The organism is Baaleninema sp. (assembly GCF_049974805.1).
Classification (GTDB): domain Bacteria; phylum Cyanobacteriota; class Cyanobacteriia; order Cyanobacteriales; family Geitlerinemataceae; genus Baaleninema.
In genome coordinates, this window is record NZ_JBNGCO010000016.1 from 34919 (window position 1) to 57572 (window position 22654).

Sequence of the window (22654 nt, forward strand, 5' to 3'; positions counted from 1 at the left end):
ATTCGGGCAAGTTTCACAGATTTAAAACAAAAATTTCGAGCAGGAATCGGTTGGGTGACAACGGCAAATCCCAACTTACGCCGGAAGATTGGATTGGGTTTCCGGTTGGATTGCAATGCCCTATTTCGTAAGAGTATCGTATCGAGTTATTCACGATGCCACAAACGCGATCGAAAATTGAAATTCCGAGCGTCCAACTTCCCAAGGGCGGCGGTTCGATTAAGGCAATTGGCGAAACGTTTCAAGCCACGCCATTTACGGGGTCGGGAAGTTTTTCGTTGCCGTTTGAAACGCCTGCGGCGAGAGGGTTGGAACCGGATTTGAAGTTGATTTACAATTCGGGAGGTTCTCAGGGAATCTTCGGGTTGGGGTTCAATTTTTCAGTTCCTAATATTTCTAGACGCACGGAAAAACGGTTGCCAAATTATTCAGAAAAGGACGAGTTTGTTCTCTCCAATGCGGAATATTTAGTTCCAGCCCTCGTGCAACAAGAGGACGGTTGGACGCTGGAGGAATTCACGCGAACCGATGAAGAAGATGCTCAAACATACGGAGTTCAGCGGTATCGAACGCGGACGGAAGGTCGGTTTTTGCGAATAGAACGCTGGACGCGAGAGGTAGACAGCGATAGTTATTGGCGAGTTGTAACGCCAGATGGTATTGTCAATGTTTACGGTCGATCGCCAAGTGCAAAAATTGCCAATCCTGAAAATCCGAGGCAGGTATTTACTTGGCTTTTAGAAGAAACCAAAGATGTCAATGGAAATAAAATTTGCTATTTTTACAAATCTGAAGATAACGCCAACGTTGAAACGCACTTGTTCGAGAATAATCGCAGCAAGCCGAGTCAAAAATACTTGCAGCGAATTCAATACGGCAATTTTTTCGACTCCCAAGGAAACGAGCAGTATTCCTTTAGCGTCATCTTCGATTACGGGGAATACGACCTCGAGAATTTAACCAAAATTTCGATCGCGCCGACGGGAGTTTGGCAACCGCGACGCGACCCCTTTTCAGACTATCGCGCTGGATTTGAAATTCGCACTCATCGCCTCTGTCGAAATATCTTAGTTTTCCATCATTTTGAAGCGGAGTTAGGGGTTCGAGACAGTTTGGTGAGAGCCTTTAAACTCTCTTACGACGAATCGCCAGTTTTGAGCTTTCTTCAAAAAGTAGAACAGGTGGGATATCGGAGAAATTTCGATGGCAGTTATGCGGCGAAATCCTTGCCTCCCGTCAGTTTTCAATATTCCAGTTACGACCCGTTAGCACATCAGTTTCAACCCCTGTCTGTAGAGCAGCAAAATTCCTTACCAGGTCAGTTCGACGAAGACGATTATCAACTGTTGGATTTGTACGGGGAAGGGATTTCTGGGGTGTTGTTCGATCGCAACGGAACGACGATGTATTGGCGTCCCCAAGGAGCGGGACAGTACGGACTTCCGGAAGTGTTACCCGCCTTTCCTATCGAACGAAATCATCCTGGAAGTCCGTTGAATTACAGCATTACGGCGGGATTGTGGACTTGGTTAAACGTGCGATCGCACCACCGTTCGGGGTTCTATCAATTGGCGTCTGAAGACAGTTGGGAGGGGTGGAAAGACTTTGAAAGCGTTCCGTTCGATCGCCTCAATTCCGAAGCGGAATTTTCCGATGTCACTGGCAACGGATTCCCCGATATTTTAATCTTTGAAGAAGAGCGAGTGAAAGTTTATCCCGGCGTTCGACAAGCGGGTCATCTTCCGGCGATAACGGCGTTGCGAAATGCCGATTTACCGATGCGAGAAGCCACGGTTCCCGCCGATGAAATGCTTGTTTTGGCGGATATGTGCGGCGACGGCTTGAGCGATCGCGTTCGGATTCGCAACGGACGGGTGACGTACTGGCCGAATTTGGGATACGGGAAATTTGGCAACGCCATTGAGATAGAAAACTCGCCAATTTTTGACGAAACGTTCGATGCTTCTCGGCTGTTTTTAGCAGACATCGACGGTTCGGGAACTAGCGATTTAATTTACGTCCGCTCTCGTCAGATTGATGTCTATTTTAATCAAAGCGGAAATCGTTTGAGCGAACCGATTCAAATTCCCCTCCCGTCTCCCTATCATCCCCTCTGTCGCGTGCAACTGGCGGACGTTCTCGGGAACGGAACCACTTGTTTTGTCTTTTCCTACGGAACGCAGGAGATTCAACATCAGTTTTACGATTTTACCGGAGGAATCAAACCCCATCTGTTGACGGAAATCGACAACCATCGGGGAGCGTTGACGCGGATTCAATACGCTTCATCGACGAAATTTTATTTGCGCGATCGTCAGTTGGGAAATCCGTGGCTGACACAGCTTCCTTTTCCGGTGCAAGTGGTGGAAAAAACAGAAACTCTCGATTTGATTGCTCAGTCGAAACAGGTGCAATGTTACGCCTACCACCACGGTGGTTACGACTTCCGAGAGCGGGAATTTGCCGGGTTTGGATTGGTGGAACGGTGGGACAGTCAAGGGTTCGAGCAGTTTGGGGAAGATAGAGAATTTGAATTGCTGGAGTCCGACCTTTACGTACCGCCAATTCATACCAAAACTTGGTATCACACGGGACTCGCCGAACGGGAAGATACGCTCTCTCGACAGTTTGCGCAAGAGTATTATCGCGGCGATAAAAATGCTTTAGAACTGGAAGACAGTCAGTTTGAAACGCCGGAAGGAGAAACCCGCATTTTTCAAGACGCCTATCGAGCCTTGCGGGGGAAGGTTTTACGAGAAGAAGTCTACGCAGACGACGACCGACCGGGAGTTAGCGATCGTCCCTATTCAGTGAAGGAATATGCCTACAATTTACGGCTGATTCAACCCATTGAAACTCAGCGATATTCGGTATATTTTGCGTTAGACCGAGAAGCGATTACCTATCAGTACGATCGCAATCCCGACGATCCCCGAATTCGCCATCAGTTTTATTTAGAATACGACGCCTACGGAAACGTTCTTCGCAGTGCAACGATTGCTTACGGACGGCGGGAAAATGGACATCCCGACCCGCAACAAACTCAAGGAATCTATACCTATCAAACCTTTTTAAATTTCACGGAAAACCGTTATCGATTGGGACTTCCCACGGAATACCAAACCTTTGAATTGGGGGGATTGTCTCAAAGTGGGTATTTGACGGGAGAAGATATCGAGAATTCCTATCCCAAACCGGAGGAAACCGCCTTGGATTTCGATCGCGTTATAACGGGAGTGGGAACGCGGTTAATTGGCTGGAAACAGTATCGCTACTGGAACGACGCACAAACGGAGATTTTACCCGTCGGCGAGGCGGGATGGCGAGGGTTGCTGGGGTATACGGCGACCGCTGTGGGGTCTCGCGGTCAAATTGAATCTTTATTCAATGCTTTCGACCCGAACCGCCTTCACGAGAAGTTATTGAGTACCGATAGCGACGGCGGCGGGTTTCGCAGTCAAAGGCGAACGGCGAGCGATCGCATCTATTATTTCGACAGTGGTATAACGGCGTATTATGGCGATTCAACGCAGTTTTTTCAACCGATTCGCTTTGTAGACCAATTCGGAACAGAAACCATCGCCAGTTACGACAGTTACTATCTGTCTATTGTCGCTACAGAAGCCAAGCTAAGCGACACGCAAAGCCTAACAAATCGAGTCGAACTCGATTATCGAACGCTCAAGCCTAGCGTTGCTATTGACATCAATAACAATACAACAGAATACCTGTACGACGAACTGGGAAACGTGCAAGTGGTCAGTCGTTACGGCATCGAAAACGGCGTTCGTCGCGGCGATTTACCGATTCAAAATTATAGCATTGTTTCCAAAGCCTCTTTAGAGGAAATTTTAGACAACCCCGAGACGTATATTCAAACGGCGACGAGTTTCTTTTGCTACGATTTACTGGCGTGGGAACGGGAACGACAACCGGTTTACGCGGTGAATCTCCATCGCGATCGCTATCTCAGCGACGACGAAAACAGTTCGCTTCAAATTATGTTGGACTATTCCGACGGATTCGGACGCAGTTTGCAGAAAAAACGCAAAGCCGAACCGGGAGAAGCGTTAATTGTCAACGGCGACGGAACGGCGTCCACGGTGGAATCCGAAAACCGTTGGATTACCAGCGGACGGACGGTTTACAACAATAAAGGAGCCGTCGTTAAACAGTACGAACCCTTCTATTCTGCCAGTCCTCGCTATCAACCGGAACGGGTTTTAACAGAATACGGCGTGACGGCAATTCGTCATTACGACCCCCTCGGTCGCGTTTATCGAGTCGACCTGCCGAAAGGCTATTTGACCCGAACTCAATATAGTGCCTGGTCGGTGGTTCGAGAAGATGCTAACGATACGATTCTCGAGTCTTCTTACTATCAAGAAAGTAACGATCGCTTGTCTCCTGACGCACAGGACGCATTGGATAAAGCGGCACAACACGCCAATACGGTAACGGAAGAACGGTTAGATGCTTGGGGTCGCGCGTTTTGGGTGTTGGAATATGTCGATTTAGACCGAGAGCCGCTACAAAGTTATACTCAATTCGATATTTTAGGAAATCGAATTCGGCTGCAAGACCCGCGATTGAGAAGTCGGGATTTATTCAACTTTGAAGTGGATTACAACATGGCGGGACAGCCGTTAAAACAGGTTGGCGTGGATAACGGAACCCACTGGGTTTTGTATAACGCCGGTGGCGATGCGATTCAGCGGTGGGACAGTCGAGGTTTTCATATTTCTAGTCATTACGACGCACTATCTCGACCCATTGCAACCTGGGTTGATGGGAACGGGTTAAACCATCAAGTCGAACGCATCGTCTACGGTGAAGAAAACGACCCGGACGGCGATCGCAATTTGCGGGGTAATATTATTACGCATTTCGATCGCGCCGGACGGTTAGATTTTTCTCTGTACGGCATTGACGGTCAATGGTTGCAAACGCAGCGACAGTTTCGCGAGGAGTACGAGACTGAGCCAAATTGGTCGGATACCGTTACTTTGAGCGACGAAACCTTGACGATATCCCGTCAGTTCGATGCCTTAACTCGACTGGTTCAAACGGTGTATCCCGACGGTCGCCAGGTGTCGAACAGCTATCACGAATCGGGACGGTTGAGCGGGATTTCACTACAAGATAGGGACGGCGAACAATCGATTATTTCTGAGATTCAATATAACCCTCGCAACCAGCGGGAACGATTAGTGTATGGAAACGGTACGATTTCCACCTACGAGTACGATTTGCAAACCTTTGAACTGGTGACGTTACAAAGTCGTCGAACGGGAGACAATCGGCGGTTGCAGGATGTCGAATATACCTACGACCCCAGCGGGAATATTACCCGAATTCGCGATCGCTCTCAGGAGGCTATTTTTAGCAACAACCAACTCGTCGAACCGTTACAGGATTACACCTACGACGCACTCTATCAACTGCGGTCCGCCAGCGGACGAGAACATCCGGGGTTGTATGGGAATCGCACAGAATCGGAACTTCCCGATTACGCGCAATTTCTAAACGTTTCGCCGAATATCAACGACCGTCAAGCGGTGCAAAATTACCGGCGGCGGTTTACTTACGATGTGGCGGGAAATCTCACGCGAATTCAACATTTAGCTAACGGAAATTCCTTTACGCGAGACATTTTAATTTCCGAGACATCAAACCGCTTTATTTATCGCGATCGCGATGAATCTTCCACTTACGACGCCAACGGAAATTTAGTCTATTTAGACAGTTTACCCGCGTTGGTGTGGGACTTTGGCAACCAACTGGCGGCGGTAGATGTGGTTCAGCGAAATACCGGAACGAGCGATCGCGAATATTACGTTTACGACGCGGACGGCCAGCGAGTTCGGAAAATTTACGAACGACTCGTCAGCGGACAGATCGAAATTGACGAAACCTTCTATTTCGGCGAGTACGAAATCAAGCGAACTCGTCGGGGAAACCGCGTCACGCAAGAGCGAACCACGGTGACAGTGAGCGACGGACAAGAACGGGTAGCAATTGCCCATCGCTGGACGGTTTTACCCTTCGGACAAAATCGCAATCCACAGCTACGATTTCAACTGGGAAACCATCAAGGGTCGGTTTCTTTAGAACTGGACGACAACAGCAACGTGATTACTTATGAAGAATACTATCCCTTTGGGGGAACGGCGTTAATTGCAGGACAAAACCAACAGGAAGTGGAGCGAAAACGCTATCGATACGGCGGACGCGAACGGGATTCAGTTACGCAGTTTTACAGTTACGGTACGCGATATTACGTTCCCTGGTTGGGACGCTGGCTCAGTCCCGATTTGGCGGGGCCGGTGGACGGGTTAAATCTCTATCAATTCGTTCGCAACAATCCGGTTCGCTATACCGATGACAACGGCTTTAGAACTGTCAGTCCTGGGATTGCCAGACAGGTGGCGTTTTTTGAAGGACAGTCGAGAGCAATTTCGCGGGGAATTCCTAATGGCTTGGTTCGCCGAAGAATCGACTTTTTTGAAGGAATTAATCGGGAAACCGCGAGGCGAGGAATTCCGCCAGGGTTGGTGTCGCAACGAGTGGCACAATTCGAGCGATTGCGGGAGATTCCCAGCGGCTTGGTGTCGCAGCGGGTAGCGCAATTCGAGCGATTGGCTCAAGAAGGCTCCTCGCGGGGAATTCAAGCGGGATTGGTGAACCAGCGGCGGGGTCAAATCGAGCGGCGTCAGGAAATCCCCAGCGGTTTGGTGTCGCGGCGGGTGGGACAGTTCGAGCGTCGCATTCAGCAATCCTCAGAAGATAGAACGGCAAATTCGGCGTCGGTTCGCTTACAAACGCGGGGATTTTCTGATGATATTGCCTCGAAATTCGACCGTTCGGAATCGTCATCGGGGGGCAGTTTTACGATTTCCCTCAATACGGACATGAAAACGGCAATTTTGATTGCAGTGGGGATTTTGATTGCCATCGAACTGCATACGCAGCGACAGGAGTTAATGCGATCGCAACTGCGAAGTCGGTTGCATCGATTTCGGGATTTAAACAATGAAATTCGGCGGTTCGATCGCTCGCAGTTGAAACCGAGCGATCGCGACGACGACAACAACGATGTACGGAGTGAAAATAACGATGACAATCCTGTTTTAGATGACCGATTGGTTGGAGGGGTACAAGTGTCTGAGTTACAAGAGCCATTGGATTCGGACGCAGATGTTTCGGATGAAAAACAGGAACAAGAAGATGTTGAGGAGGAGGTGATGCAAGCCAGTGCGTCGGAAGCGGAGCGACGCCGCCACAACACCATTTAGAAATATCTGGCGGTAGGCTGTAGGTTGGGTGGAACGGAGTGAAACTCAACAGACCCCATCTCAAAAGGTTTTGTCAATGTATTAAAGGTTTTCTATTTTTAGAGAATTTGCCGATGTTGGGTGGAGTGAAACGCAACCCAACCGACCCAAATACTCCCCAAATATACAACACAGAAAACATCACGAGGTTTACTCATGTCTGCTATCAAAACTCTGTTTTCGTTTGATTTGCTGGAATCCTTTAAAGAAAGTCATCCCGATCTCAATACCGTCGAACAAATTCTCTCGTTTTCGGAAGAGCGGTTTGTTGAGATTTACCAAGCTGATTTTAACGGCGATGCTCGCAAGGCACGGCAGGTGTATCGCGAAGCGGAACGAGTGCGGGAACGGGTGGTTTTGCTGTGGGCAAATATTAAGGATACCGTGGCGTCTCTATCGATTCGCAACGGATTATTTAATAACATTCAAATTCCTGAATCCTTTATCCGCCATCAACAATCGATTCCCAGCTACGATCGCATTTTTGGAAACTTAGACTATTTAGACTGCGATGCCTGTCGGTCTATTTTCGGCCCGGCGGCCTATTTCGTAGATTTACTGCGGTTTATCGAAACCCATATTCCCCAAGAGGAACTGCCTCGCGGTCATGCTTTGGAAGAGCGACAGCCGCGTCTGTTTCAAATACCCCTGGATTGCGACAATACCTATAATTTAATTCCCTATATCGACCTGGTGAACGAAGTTTTAGAAGACATCCTTCGCAACAATCAGACGTCTCCCTATGAAGTGGTGGAAGCGGCGACGTTTCCCATGACGCTGCCGTTCCATTTGCCGTTAGAAGAAATTCGGCTGTATCTCAAACAACTGAAGCTGGATTTGCAGGGAATTTATCGGTTGTTTGGGGTCGTGGAACCGGAAATCGCACGGGAAATGTTGGCGTTGTCGCCTCGGGAATACGCCACGGTTGAATCTCAAATTGTAGATAAAACGGTTCTCGATGATTTTTACGGTGTGGATACCGACGAACGGGGAGAAGGGAGCATCGAAGATGTGTCGGTATTCCTGCAACAAACGGGGTTGTCTCGGGAGGAATTAAATCAGTTGCTCTTTTTAGATTTGAGCAACGATGAAATTTTGGCGGGGTTGTCTCGGTTGTTTTTTATTAACAAGACGGGAGATGGAGAAGGGTATCTTTATATCGAGATTGGCGAGACGTTCGATCGCTTGGTCAATTTGACGGCTTTAAAACTCGATCGCATCTATCGATTTTTGAAACTTTCTCGAAAACTTGGTTGGTCGTTTACCGATCTCGATTGGGGAATTCGCACGTTACAGGGGGAAGAAACCGCCGAAAAAGTATTGCGGTTTGATGGCATTAACGACTTCGTGTCGGTCGCCAACGCGGGAGATTTGCAACCGCAAGAATTGACTCTCGAGGCTTGGGTATTACCCGTCAAATCCGGTGTAAATCCGATTGTGGCGAAAGGAAGTCCCGATGGGTTGACGCAGTTTTTGTTCTGGATTACGCCGCAGGGAAAACTGGGATTTTTTAGCCATTTAGGAGACCCCACGCAGTCGAATTGGCAAGATTTCATTCGAGATTCTGGAAACTATCCGTTTACAGAAGTGTCGAACGATTTGGTAGCCGCCGAAGAACCGAACGGCTTAAACCTGATTGGAGAACGGACGCTGTCGTTTGCGGCATTCAGTCACGTGGCGGTTACGGTCAATCAAAAGAGCGGCAATTACTATCAACTGAAATTTTATATTAACGGGGTGTTAGATAGTACCTGGTCGCTTGACAAGCCGATTCCGATTTCTCGCAACCCTCAGAATTTCGACAATCTTGAAATTCGGCTGGGGAAAGACTTTAACAATTCCTTTTTTACCGGACAACTCACAGAAGTTCGTATTTGGAATGGGGTACTTTCGGCTGAAAACATTGCCGAAAACCGTTTCAAACGCTGTCACGGACGAGAAAGCAACCTCATCGCCTACTGGCCGTTAGTGGAAAGTCCCGATTTGCAAGTTCGCGATTACGCCGTTGTCGAACCGCGACACCCCGGAATTCTCGGGGGAGACAGCCACCATTCGACGCCGATTTGGGTAGACGGCGATTTGGCGTTGACTCCCCTTCCTCGACCGATTTCCACTTACGCCTACCACTTCAACGGCCGCGATAATTACGTTGGCGGACGGGTGGAGAATTTGGATTCAAACACCTTGACGTTGGAAGCTTGGGTGTCGATTCAAACGTCGGGAATTCACCCGATTTTGTACAAGGGAGACGAGACGCAGAATCAGTTTCAATATGCACTTTGGATTAACGCTCAAAACCAACTGGTGTTTAGCAGTTCGTCGCTAAACCAAGATGTGGTTTCGACGCAAGAGATTTCTCTCAATACGCTCACTCACGTAGCCGCAACAGTGGATGCGTCGGGAGTCACGCTGTATCTCAACGGGACAGTGGTGGGAAGTCCCAATTTGACGGTTTCCACGTTAGCAGCGGCGGGAGATTTACTCTATCTCGGTCGCGATTTCTCCGATAACTATTTACACGGCGTTCTGCAAGAGGTTCGGATTTGGAATCGGGTTCGCAGTGAGGACGAATTGCGGACGGCAATGCACCATCATTTGGTGGGAACAGAACCGGGATTAGTCGCCTATTGGCGGTTGGACGAACCGAATCCTCAAGAGGTTCAAACGGTCGATCGCACCTTCAATTTTAACCATTTGTCTCCTGGGGGTATTTTAGAAACCTATCAACCCCAAATGGTGACGCGAGACGAGGTGATTTTACCGAACCCGGTTCGCGAAACGGCGTATGTGTTGAATTTTGCGCCGAATCGCTCTCCAGTTAAGCTACAAAACCCCAAACGCTACGGACTCGGACATTGGGAACAGTTCAGCCTTCAGTTTTGGTTTAAGGCGGAAAATCCCGACGCTGCGACGCCGCAATTGTTGTTTAGTCAAGGCGATCGCGAAATTGGGATTAGCGTGTATTTAACCTCTGGAAATCTCGTCGTTTACGCTTGGTGTGCCGCGTTTGGTGGCAATCCTATCGAACGGGAAATTACTTTAGAACGGAGCGGAATTTCAGCGAATCAGTGGCACTATTTCACGCTAATTTACGACGAAACCGCAGAAAACGGCATTGCATATCGATTTTATCTAAATGGCGATCGCGTGGGTGAAATCACCGACGGTTTCCGACTCGACCCGATTGGCAATAGCTGCCTCGGCGGACTTCCTGACGACATGGTGACTCGCTTTTCTGGCGACGTTCCCGAGGAAAATTACGGTTTTTCCGGTCAAATTTCCGATTTACGAATTTGGCAAATTGCCATTTCTGAAGAAGACATTACCAATCCCATCACTCGTTACCATCACCGCCACATTCCACCCCATTCGGAAGAGAATTTGCTGGGCTATTTTCCGATGACGGAGGATTACGGACGCAGCGTCAGCAACCACGCCGGACCGAAGTATGTTTCGCAATCTGACCGAGGGCTGGAAATTCCCGATCGCACCCCAAATCGACTTCACGGAAACCTCTACGTTGGACCCGACGATATTACGACGAAATGGCAAGATGCCGGGAGTTTACCAGTTTTCCCCGATACGGTGTTGAAACTGGCAAATTCTCAGTTCGTTCGCTTACCAAACGCCGCCGAATTGGATTTAATCGATCGCTCTTTTACATTAGAAATTTGGCTGCGGGTGAGTTCCTTCGTCGCCGACTTGCCGATTTTGTCCGGTGAAACGGTCGTTTGGAAACTGACGGAAACCGGAGAAGTCAACCTTCAAATTGCCGGAGAAGACTTCATTTCAACGAGTTCTTTAAATCCCAACCAATGGCATCATTTGGCGTGGCGTTACGACAACGCCACTCAGACGCATCGCCTGTTTGTCGATGGAACCGTCGCCAGTGAAGAGTTTGTGGCGTCGGGAATTGCAGAATCGGAACTGTTGAATTTAGGTGCTTCTGGAGAAGAAATCGCCGAGTTTCGAGTTTGGAAAACGCCGCGAACCGAGGCAGAAATTCAGCAATTCTGGAATCAAACTCGGTTAGATACTGGCAATTTAACGGCGCGTTGGATATTCGATCGCGACCCCCGAAAACAACTGGTCGATCGCACTCAAAACGCCTATTCCGCCGTCATTGAAACCAACGCAGACATCGCCTCGAAATGGGTGGAATTGGAGGCAATCCCTGCTTTTACTCGTCAATCTGGCGCTCTCGTAGTTAACAGCAACCCTGGCGTTACACCGGACTTTATCGAACTGTCTACGTATTCGATCGAAGACACGGGAACTCTCGAACTGTGGCTACAGTTTCGGTCGTCTGAAGACGCCGTGATTCTCGATTCCTCGAAGGGAAACGCTAAGTTTTTCCTCGAAGTTGGCGGGGGATTCCTTCAATTTACCGTCAGCGACACCTTGGGAGTAGAAACGATCGATCGCCTGCGACTTCCCCAAAGTGACAATTTCCATCACGTGGCGATCGCGTGGCAGTTTGACGCCACAGAAGCCGTCACCCGAATTCGCCTGTCCGTCAACGACATCGAAGCCAGTTCTCAACAGTTCGGAAACGGCATCAAACCAGAATTTGCCACGCCGTATCTGGCATTGAACCAAGGGGAAACCCTCGATGGCGTCAAACCCTTCCACGGTGCGATCGCACAATTGCGAGGCTGGAACCTTGTCCCTTCTCATGCAGAACTCCAGCGGTTAAAAGATGCCGATCTCGAGGGAACGGAAACGGGATTAGTTACCTATTTACCCTTCGACGAAGCCACCGGAACCAAGGTTCGCGATGTGGTTTCTGGGGAAACCGTCCAACTGAAAGCCTTGTCCGTTCTCCATCCCGATCCGCAATGGATAGACATCGATCGCGCCTTAGAACTCGACGGACTCAACGATCGCATCGAAATCGACAGTTACACCCCCCGCGATACCGGAACCATCGAACTTTGGCTGAAATTTTCTCCCAACCGCAATCAGGTTTTATTCGATGCCTCCGTCGAACCCTTCGACAAATACTTTATTCTCGATGTGGCCGCGCAAAAATTGCGGTTCCGACTCGAAGATGTCAGCGACGCCGACTTCAAAGCCGAAATCGATCTCAGTCGCGTGTCCCTGGCCGAATTTACCGCACAATGGCATCACGTGGTCGTGGTTTGGGAATATCAAGAATCCAGCCGCAACGTCAACGCGGTTCTCTATTTAGACGATCGCACTCCCGAACCGAGTTTTCTCGACGACGCCTTCCGACCGATTCGCGGCGAAAAACCCGATTTCGATACCCTCTACGTCGGTCACAACCGCAGCGATTACGCCTTCGTCCGCAACAACCCGCTACAGGGACAGTTGCGCCACCTGCGAATTTGGGATCGGATGCTGTCTGCCGAAGAAATTCAACAGTTGCAACAGTTACCCTGGCAAGGTGTCACCGCCGGATTGTTGGTAGACCTTCCCCTCGAGGAAGGTTCGGGAACGACTCTCGGAAACCTCGTCGGAGACGCCGCCACCCTCACCACCGGCCGCAACGATGACCCCGATGCGAAATGGGTCGTGGTCGATCGCGCCTTGGAATTGGTGGGGTCGGAAACCTTTATCGATGCGGCGAACGTTCCCCCTAGCAGCGGATCGATCGAACTCTGGACGCAATTTTCCCGCAACGGGTCGAAAATTCTCTTCGACGCCTCCAGCGACGAGATGGTGTTTCGCCTCGATGTGGCCGACGGACAACTCGGATTTTCCGTGGGAGGGGACGACGGCGCAACCCTCGACCTGGCCTCCCGTCCCGACAGCTTCGAGGCAGGATGGCATCACATCGCCGTCACTTGGGAATGGGATTCCCAACGCCAAACCGTCGCCACTCAGCTTTATTTGGACGACGGCGACAACGCCAGTTACGAAACGACGGTCTCCGCCTGGACTTTACAGAGTCTCTACCTCGGCATTTCTCGCCTCGAAGCCGCCACCCTCGCGGGATATCGCGCCTTCGACGGTAGCATCAGCCAAGTTCGCCTGTGGAATCGCGTGGTGTCGCTGGCGGAGTTGCGGCGGTTGCGTTACGCCGACCTCACGGGGACGGAAGCGGGACTGCTGCTGTATCTCCCCATCAAGGAAGGGTCGGGGAATCGCTTGCAAAACTTGGCAGGCGGCGGCGACGTTTACTTAAAATTGGGAATTTTTGCACAGTGGGAGTGGCTGCAACGCCGTTTGAACCTGTTCCGATTCGACGGCGACCGTCTCGCCTTACCCCCAGCGACGACTTTCGGCTTCGTCAGCGGCGACTTCACCCTCGAAGCCTGGGTCAACTTAGCGGACGTGACGGGTTCCCATCCCATCGTCAGTTCCGTTCCCCCGAAACTCGACCCCACCTCCGAAGCCTTCAGTTTGGCGGTGGAAAACGGCGGATTGCGCTTGACCCTGGAAGGTCGAGAACTCGTCGCCGACGATTTGTCTTTGTCGCCGAACACCTGGCATCACGTGGTTTGTCGCTACGCTGACGGCACGTTTGCGCTGTCGGTAGACGGACAAACCAGCGCACAAACCCTCGAGGCGGAACCCGTTGCCATTTCCCGAACTCTCTATTTCGGGGTGTCTCGCCAGTGGGACACCAACGCCGCCACTTGGCAAGACCGCTTTTTCCGAGGCTTCATCGACGAAATTCGCGTTTGGGAGACGGTTCGCAGCGACGCAGAATTACAACAACATCGCGATCGCCGTTTGCGGGGAGACGAAAACGGCTTAATCACCTATTGGATTTTCTCGGACGCGCAACATCGCACGCTGTTCGACGCTGCTTTTTACCACAAGCAAGCGTATTTGTCAAGAAATCCCGACGAAAATTCCTTCGTCTCCGCGCGTCCTCCCCTCTACACGGCGCGTCAGGCTCCCGTTCTCGAAGGGTACAACGACTATATCGCCTTGCCCCCCTTACGAAGGGGGGATGGGGGGATGGCGATCGACCTCACCCAACCCCACACCGTCGAATTCTGGTTTGCCGACGAACCCCAGCAATGGCAGCATCTCGCGGCGGTTTACGGCAATAACGGCGAAATTTCGCAGATTTACCACAACGGCGTTTTAGAAACTCAGCCGTCCGCCGCGTTAACGGACAAACTCAACGCTTATTTCGCCAATGCCAGCGATACAGAACATCCCGATCGCGTCACCTCGGGACAAATCGCCGAACTGCGGCTGTGGCAAGGCGTTCGGACGGCGGAGGAAATTCAAAACGGGTTCGATCACCACCTCAGCGGACGAGAACCTAACCTCTGCGGATACTGGCGTTTGGACGACTCGGCGGGTCGCCAACTCAAAGACACCAGCGAATCGCTTCCCCCCGCGACGTTAGTTGTCGGGTTAGAAAACACCGCCGAAAAATGGCAACCCGTCCCGCCGCCGCTGAACGGTTCCCTGTCGGCGTTGTATTTCGACGGGAAGGACGATCGCGTCATTTTGTCCGACGTGACCGATTTGAAATTAGGCGGCGATTTCACCGTGGAAGCCTGGGTGAAACTGGCCGAACCGGACGGATTTATGCCAGTCTTAGGCTGTGCCACCACTGGGGAAATCGACAATCCGCCGCTGTTGAATTTAGGCGTCAACGGCGGAAAACCCGGCTTTAGCTTCGATGTCGAATCCACTTTCGAGGCATCCCCCCTTGCCCCCCTTAGTAAGGGGGGATGGGGGGGATGGCATCACCTCACCTGGCAATACGACGCCACCGCGCAAGTGGCCCGCATTTTCGTCGATGGGGAACAGGTGGCGCAACGGGAGAACGTGGCCGCGTTTATCGGAATTGGGGAAGCCTCCATCGGCTACGCGCAACAGTGGGATACGGCGACGTTAACGGGAAGCGATCGCTACTTCCACGGTTGGATTGGCGAAGTGCGGATTTGGCAAACTCTCCGTACTCCAGAAGAACTTCGTCAAAACTGGAACCGTCCGCTTCCGGCGAGTCAAGCGACGTTGGCGGCGTTAACGGCGTATTGGATTTTCGACGATCGCGCCGATACGATCGTTCTCAGTCGCGTCAGCCAAGACAACAACCGCTATCAGCTCTTTTGGACGAGCGACCCCGGACGGGAACAGCCGATTTGGACGGAAATTGACGATTATCCGATTTTACGGAATCCCCTGCCGCAACAGGCGTTGTCCTTCGACGGAACGCGACAGTATCTCGCCACCGCAGACTTTGCCTTTCCCGAGGGAGATTTTACCCTCGAAGCTTGGATTCGCGTAGACAGTTTGACGGAACCGCGATCGATCGCCGGGTGGCGAGAAGTTCCCGCGACTGGTGATATCTCCACGGCGTTCGAGTTGCGACTTTCGACGACGGGAAATCTGCAATTTGAAGCCTTGGGAAGCGTCGTTGCGGAAACTCAGGACGCGGTGGAATTGCGGATGTTAACTCACGTGGCGATCGCGGTCGGCGGAAATCGCGTCACATTATATATAGATACAGAGGCGAAAGCGGAAGGAACCTTCGACGGTACGCTTCAACGCAGCGGTTTGATTTTGGAAATCGGTCGCGGCTTTAGCGGTTTGCTGCAAAACCTGCGGGTTTGGGAAGTTGCGAAAACCGCCGACACGCTGCGAGAAACCGCCTACAGTCCAGTTAAAGCCGAGGAAGACGGTTTGGTGGCGGCGTGGCCTTTAGCGACAACGAACACCGTAGACTCTCGCCAAACGACGCCGAACGCGATCGCCTCTCCACCCCTGGAACTGGGGGGACTTCGCGAGAGTCGCAAACCCACGCCGGGAGAACCGACGGCGTTCCTCGATGCGCGTCGGTCGGTGTTGACGCTTCCGGTGGCGGAAAACCGCCTCGGAGAGGTTCGCGTTCCGGCGATGAAGGCGCAACAATACGAACATCGTGCCTTGCGATCGATCGAAATTTGGTTCCTCTGCGAGAATCCCAATTCCGCCAAACGTCAAATTCTGTATGCAGAAGGCGATCGCGATCGCGGCTTGAGTATCTACATCCAAAGCGGCAAACTCTACTTTGAAGGGGTCAACCGCGTTCACGACGAAAGCGGTTGGAAGGGAAGCCGCATCGCCACCGAACGCATTCAACCCCGCCACTGGCACCACGCCGCTTTGATTTTAGACGGTCGGTCGGAACTGCGAGACGATGCCTTTTGCGCCTTACTGGACGGCCGCGTTATCGACAAACAACCCGGTTCGCAACTTTGGGGAACCGCCGCAACCCTCAATATCGGCGGATTGCAATTCACCCCTTCCCGCGATGGCGAGAGTGTTGTGGATTCCCAAGCGCATTCCCTCAACGGTCAAATCGCGGAAGTTCGCATTTGGGAAGCGGTGCGATCGCAAGCGGAGATTCGCGAAAATCTTTATGGATTGTCCGACACTAATCTCCCCGAATTGCTCTTTTTCTGGAATACCTCGACGGGATTACCCCTCGGCGTCGCCAAACCGATGCTTCTCCCCGACCTGGCCGACGGCGGACGCAGCAATCCGACGCTTCCCTTAGTGGAACTGGCGTGTTTGCATCAACTGAAAAACGAAACTGATACAGAGATCGATCGCCTAACTGCACTATGGTCGAACCTCAAACATACCGGAGTCGGCGACGGCGAAACCCCCTACGACAACCTCTTCAATTCCTCGAGTTCCGATACCCCTTGGACTTTCGCGCAACGGTTGTCCTGGGACGTTTACAGTACCAAGTCCGACCAACGGGAAATCCGCACTCGCTTGATGAGTTCGCTGCGCGTGTCTTCCCAAGACGACTTGTTAAACATGGTGGCGGCCATTAGCGGCGAAGATACCGCCACGGTGGTCTTAGACGGTCGCTATCTCACCCATCTGTATCGCATTCGCTTGCTGTCGCGGATGTTAGACTTGTCGATTTCCGAAGTTATCCGACTGCGAAACCTCCTCGAATTGGAAACCCAACCCAGCGAAACGCCTCTCAACGGGTTTACCGAATTCACCATCCGCGACGTTCTGGCGATGAAAAACCGCAGCCAGTGGATGCAGGAGACGGGAATCGATTTATCCGAATACGAATTCCTCGTGTACGATCGCCAAGACAGTCGCGTATCGCCGCCGTTTACCGACGCCGACGTTATCGACAGCTTCACCACCCTACTCGATCGCTCTCGGGGATTCCTTCTCAGTCGTACCAGTTTCGTGTCCGAAGAAGTCAGCGAAGCCGCCTCCAGTGCCATTTACGACGTATTGCAACAGCGAGGCGACATTGACGAACTCACCTTATATATTCCCTCCGCCGACGGAAGTACCGGAGATACCGTCACCGTCAGCGTGGTACTTCCCGGTTTCGTCAGTTTCACGAAAGACGATCTCGCCGCCGTCACCGACGAGTTGAACTGGTTGAGTACCTTTGTCGGGTTGGCGATCGATCTCGAAACGCTGCAAAACGCCGGACTCATCGACGATCGCGGTATGGTGTTAACGGAAAATCCCCTCGATTACAGCGTTGACGCCTTGAGTGCGATCGCGATAGCGGAACGGAGTTCTCTCGCCACTTCCGACGACATCGAACCCGAAAAACTGGTTGCGATTCGGGATTTACTCGATCGCCGCCGCCAAACCCAAACCCACCTCCCCACCGCCATTACGACGCAACTGCAAACCTTGCGACAGGGGTTGAACGACACCATTTCCCTGGCGTTGGCGGACTTACTCGACAGCAACATCGATCGCCTGTCGATGTTGTTGAACCTCACCACTGGCGAAACCTACGATCGCGGAACCCTGGATGTGGCGACGATATTAACCGACGCCAGCCAAACCGTCGAAAATCGGGGGGTGGAGTCCGAGTCGGCGGTGGCGATCGACCTCGATCGCCTCTATAAAACCCTGTTCTTACTGCAACAATTCGACCTCAGCGATGACGAAATCGAAGCCTTACTGCGTCAACCGCAACAGTTCGGATTGCAAGCCGAAAGCCTGGTGACGCCGAGTTATTCCGACCTCGATCGCCTCCATACCTTCGTCCGCCTCAAAACCGAACTCAACGACCCCGGAAACCAACTCGCTGGCGGTTTGAGCGACGAAACTCGCGTTCTCAACCTCACCGGATGGTCGCGACTCGACATCGAAACCTTAATTCCAGAATTGTCGATCGAAGGCAATTTCAACACCATTCCCGCACTGAACAAACTCGCCGAAGCCTTTCAACTGGTGCAAACATTAGGAGCCGATGTCAATTCCCTTATCGACTTAGCAAAAACCGACGACCTCAGCTTTAGCTTCTACCAACGTCACGCCACGGCACTGTTTAATTTAGTCCGGTCTAAATACGACGAAAATCAGTGGCCGACCGTCTACAAACCCCTACATAACCGGTTAGCCGTGCGAAAGCGCGATAGCCTCACCGCCGTCGCCTTAGAACAGCTTTCAGACGAGATCGCGATCCACAAAACCCCCGAAATTTTCTCCGACTATCTCCTCATCGACATCCAAACCGGAAGCGAAGTCGAAACCTCTCGTATCGTCCAAGCTACTGCCAGCCTACAGCTTTACGTTCAGCGAGGTTTAACGAACCTCGAACGAGGCGTAAATCCCGAAGAAATTCCCGTCGATGAGTGGGAATGGATGAAAAACTATCGGGTGTGGGAAGCCAATCGCAAAGTTTTCTTATATCCCGAAAACTACATCGAACCGGAACTGCGAGACACCAAAACCGAGCTTTTTGAAGCCTTAGAAAGCGAACTTCAACAAAACGAAGTCACACAAGAAACCGTCACCCAAGCCTATACTCGCTATCTCGACAAGTTCGCCGAGGTCACCAACTTAACCATCATCGGCAGCTATCTCGACACTGAAGAACTTCCCAAAAGTTATGCCCTCAAATTTGACGGAACCCAGCATTTTACCGTCCAGCAAACTTTATCTACGATCGCCCAACAAATCCCCCAAAATTTTACCATCGAAATGTGGGTGAAACCCGACAGACAACTCAGCGACGGCGGTTTAATTGGCGCGAACAACTGGGATCGCGAACAGAAAGGGTTTTTATTCCGCGCCGCTTCCGGGTCGTTCCGAATGCACCTTTCGACGCAAGACGACCAGCGATTTCGTTCGGTGATAGTCCGTCGTGGATTCGGACAGCGCGTCGTTGTCGAGCGTCAAGAATTGGGTACGATGTCAACCGTAACTGCCCCTTATACTGCCAATCGTTGGCATCACGTCGCCGCCACTTATAACGGATCGGAATTGCGGCTTTATGTCAATGGAGAACTCAAGGTTTCGGTAGCGCGATCGGGTAATATTTTCTATCCCAATGTCAACGATACGAACATTCAATTTGCACTCGGTGCAGAAAAAGATCGCGATAGCTTAAAACGCTTCATCGGTGAAATGCGAGACGTACGGATTTGGAATACTGCTCGCAGTCAATCGCAAATTCAAAACAGCATGGTATTCGGGATTTCCAATCCCCAAACCGAAGCCAATCTTTTGTACGATTGGAAAATGACAGAAGGCTCGGGTACGACTGTTGAAGACTTCAAAGGTTCGACCGATTTACAACTGCGATCGGGGATCGACTGGACGACTGCACCGAACCTTCAATTAACCGAGCGATCGCACGCCGACGCGCCCACAACGCTCTATCTCATCGGACGGAACGACAACACCCAAGAACACTACTTCCGACGGTGGATCGATCGCCAACAGTGGGAACCTTGGCAAAAAATCGATCTGACGATTAATGCCTCTTACGTCGCACCCGTCTTTGCCTTTAACAAATTGTTCCTGTTCTGGGCGGAAATTCCCGACAGCGTTCGCGCCGAAGATCGCAAATGGGTGAACAATAACAGCAACGGAAAACCCGTAGACCAAAACGGCGAAGAAATCGTTTTAAGATTCCCACAGGTTCTCAACCAAACCCTTCCCAACGGTCGAACGATCTCCACGGCTGCCGCAACCCTCGACACCACAAACGGCGGAAGTTTGTCCAGTCAATTTGTTTACAGCGACAAACACGACGTCATCGAACAAGTCAACGTCACGGTCAAAACCCCCGTCATCAAATATTCCTACTACAACTTCAGTAAAACCTGGGTGCAACCGCAAACCCTGGAAGTCACCGATCTCGAAGGCGTCGAACTCGAAGACTGGCAACAACGCCAACCCAAATGGCAACGGGTTTACGCGCAACGGTGGCGGGAGTCGGACGTGGCACCCCCAGTACAGCAACCCTCCGAACCGCTGACGAGTTTGGACGTGGCGCAATTGGGGCCGAACTCCTACGCCGAGGAACCGTTACCCTCGTTTTCCACCCATCAGTTGAGTGTGTCGTTCTGGCTACGGGTTCGCGACTTCACCCAAACGACGACTTCGACAACGGAAATTCCCACGTACCGCTTTACGCTGTTTAGTTACGACGGCGAAAGTAACAATCCCCTCACTGCGACGCTGACTCATACGCCATCTGCGATCGACCAAAAACCAGAAATTATGACGGCGGTGAACGAGTCGCAAACGGCGTTTGCAGAAATTGCCGATGCGATCGCCGCAATTGAGCGATTCCGCCGGCCCGGCACCCTCCTGTCTCTCGACGATGCCGATTCGGCATTAACCGCACAACGCAGCCTGACTGACGACGCCGCCGATGCCATTTCCAACCGTGCAGAAAATGCCAAAAAACTGGCAAATGCCACGGTGACAGCCATCGACAACGCCGCAACGGCGATCGACGATGCCAATACCGCCGCCGAGTCCAACGATATTGAAGACATTGCCGACTTAGCCAGCAGCGTCGCCACCGTCGCCACCCAAGCCGTCGCCGCAGCGGAATACGCCCTCCTCATCGCCAATTCTTCGAGTAGGGCTTCGACTGCCCTCGAAAATGCCAAAACACACCGAGACACCGCCACCACGAAGGCCAGCGACGCACAAACCGCCGCTTCGACATCTGGTGGAACGGGGAACGATACGGTTTCCGGGGGAAGTACCACCGTCGATACTTCTGAAGTGGACGGACATACCGACGCCGCCATTCAAGCCGCGATTAACTGTTTGACCGAACTGCAAACCGTCCTCGAAGAGGCGCGATCGCAAGAAGCCACGGTTCCCAAGTACCAACGAGGCGACCTCGAACTCAAATTACAAGTTGGAACCACGGAAAAGACGGTGCTGTCTTCCGTCAATTACGACACTTGGCAACAGGTGGTCTTTATCCTGAACCACAACGGCAGTCGCTATACCGTCACCTCTTACATCTATGAAGGTTACACTGCCAGCGTCAGTGGTCGCTACGCCGCCGAGGGAACGCCCCTCACCTTTACGGGAAGTCCGTTAGCGTCGGCGGGAACCCTGCAAATCGGCGACGCCGCCAATCCCCGGATAACGCCCGATTCCGAGGAGGCTCTCGAGTTCCTGTTCTACGAGCCGTTGATGAGCGAGTTTCGCGTCTGGAACTACCTGCGATCTAAGGCTGACATCGAAGCCGAACGGTTCCAACGCAAACACGGCCGGGAATTCGGCTTAGAACTGCACTTACCTCTCGACAGCCAATCGCAACTCACGCGGGTCTCGCAAGACGAGTTGGGATTAGACCAACCGTTGAGTCTCGAACAGGTGTTTGCCCCATCGGTTCCCGAAAGTACCCGCGAACGCATTCTGTTGGTGTACGGCGATGTCGTTCAAACCTTACGGAACAATTTGAAAGATATCGGCTATCAATACACTTTGCTGAAGAATTCCGATGCGGGCAACAATTACAGCCTGTCTCTAGCCGAACCGCAATCGGGAGCGATCGTGGGTATTGATGACGATGCCAAAATTGCGATCGAAGACTACGTTCAAAACGAAATTTATCCCCTCGATCGCTTCCGTCCCCAAGATCGTATCGCCATCTTAGACGCCCAGACGACCGAACTCAGTAGCGCCATTACCGAATGGAACGACAATACCCGCGATTTAGTTCTCCTGAACAATCGCGACGGCGGAACGCAACTCAACATCACCGAATCCTATATCCTCGACGTTCACAACCAACCGGGTTGGTTCGTGTTGGATATCGGCGACGAAATTTTCCTGGTGCAAACCGCCGCCGACGACTGGCGCGTCCAAACCGCCGAAGAACGGCTGCGATCGAGCATTGCTTCGGGTTCCAGTGGCGGCGGAACGCAGAAACAGTTCGATCTCTATTTCGATCGCGATTTCGCCTTGGAAACGGGTAACAGTTCCCACCTTCAATTCAACTTTATCCGTCTCAACACCTTCGCCGTGCAAACCTTAAGCGAAAAACTCTTCGGCGAAGGCATCGACGGCTTACTCAGCCTCGACTCTCAAAACACGTAAAAAGTCCGGGAGCTTGGTAGCCCCGTCGCTTTAGCGCGGGGTGG

At 51.8% G+C, this 22654-nt stretch carries 2 protein-coding genes; both read left to right on the forward strand.

The features are described 5' to 3' along the window. The first annotated feature begins 155 nt into the window (after window positions 1-155). Window positions 156-7295 (forward strand): SpvB/TcaC N-terminal domain-containing protein, encoded by a 7140-nt coding sequence (locus ACP5D4_RS05315; protein ID WP_428010590.1) that lies wholly within the window; start codon window positions 156-158, stop codon window positions 7293-7295. Between the two features lie 195 nt (window positions 7296-7490). After that, the gene (locus tag ACP5D4_RS05320) at window positions 7491-22610 is read left to right on the forward strand and encodes a LamG-like jellyroll fold domain-containing protein (RefSeq protein WP_428010591.1); all 15120 of its coding nucleotides are present in this window, start codon (window positions 7491-7493) and stop codon (window positions 22608-22610) included. Window positions 22611-22654: the final 44 nt, after the last annotated feature.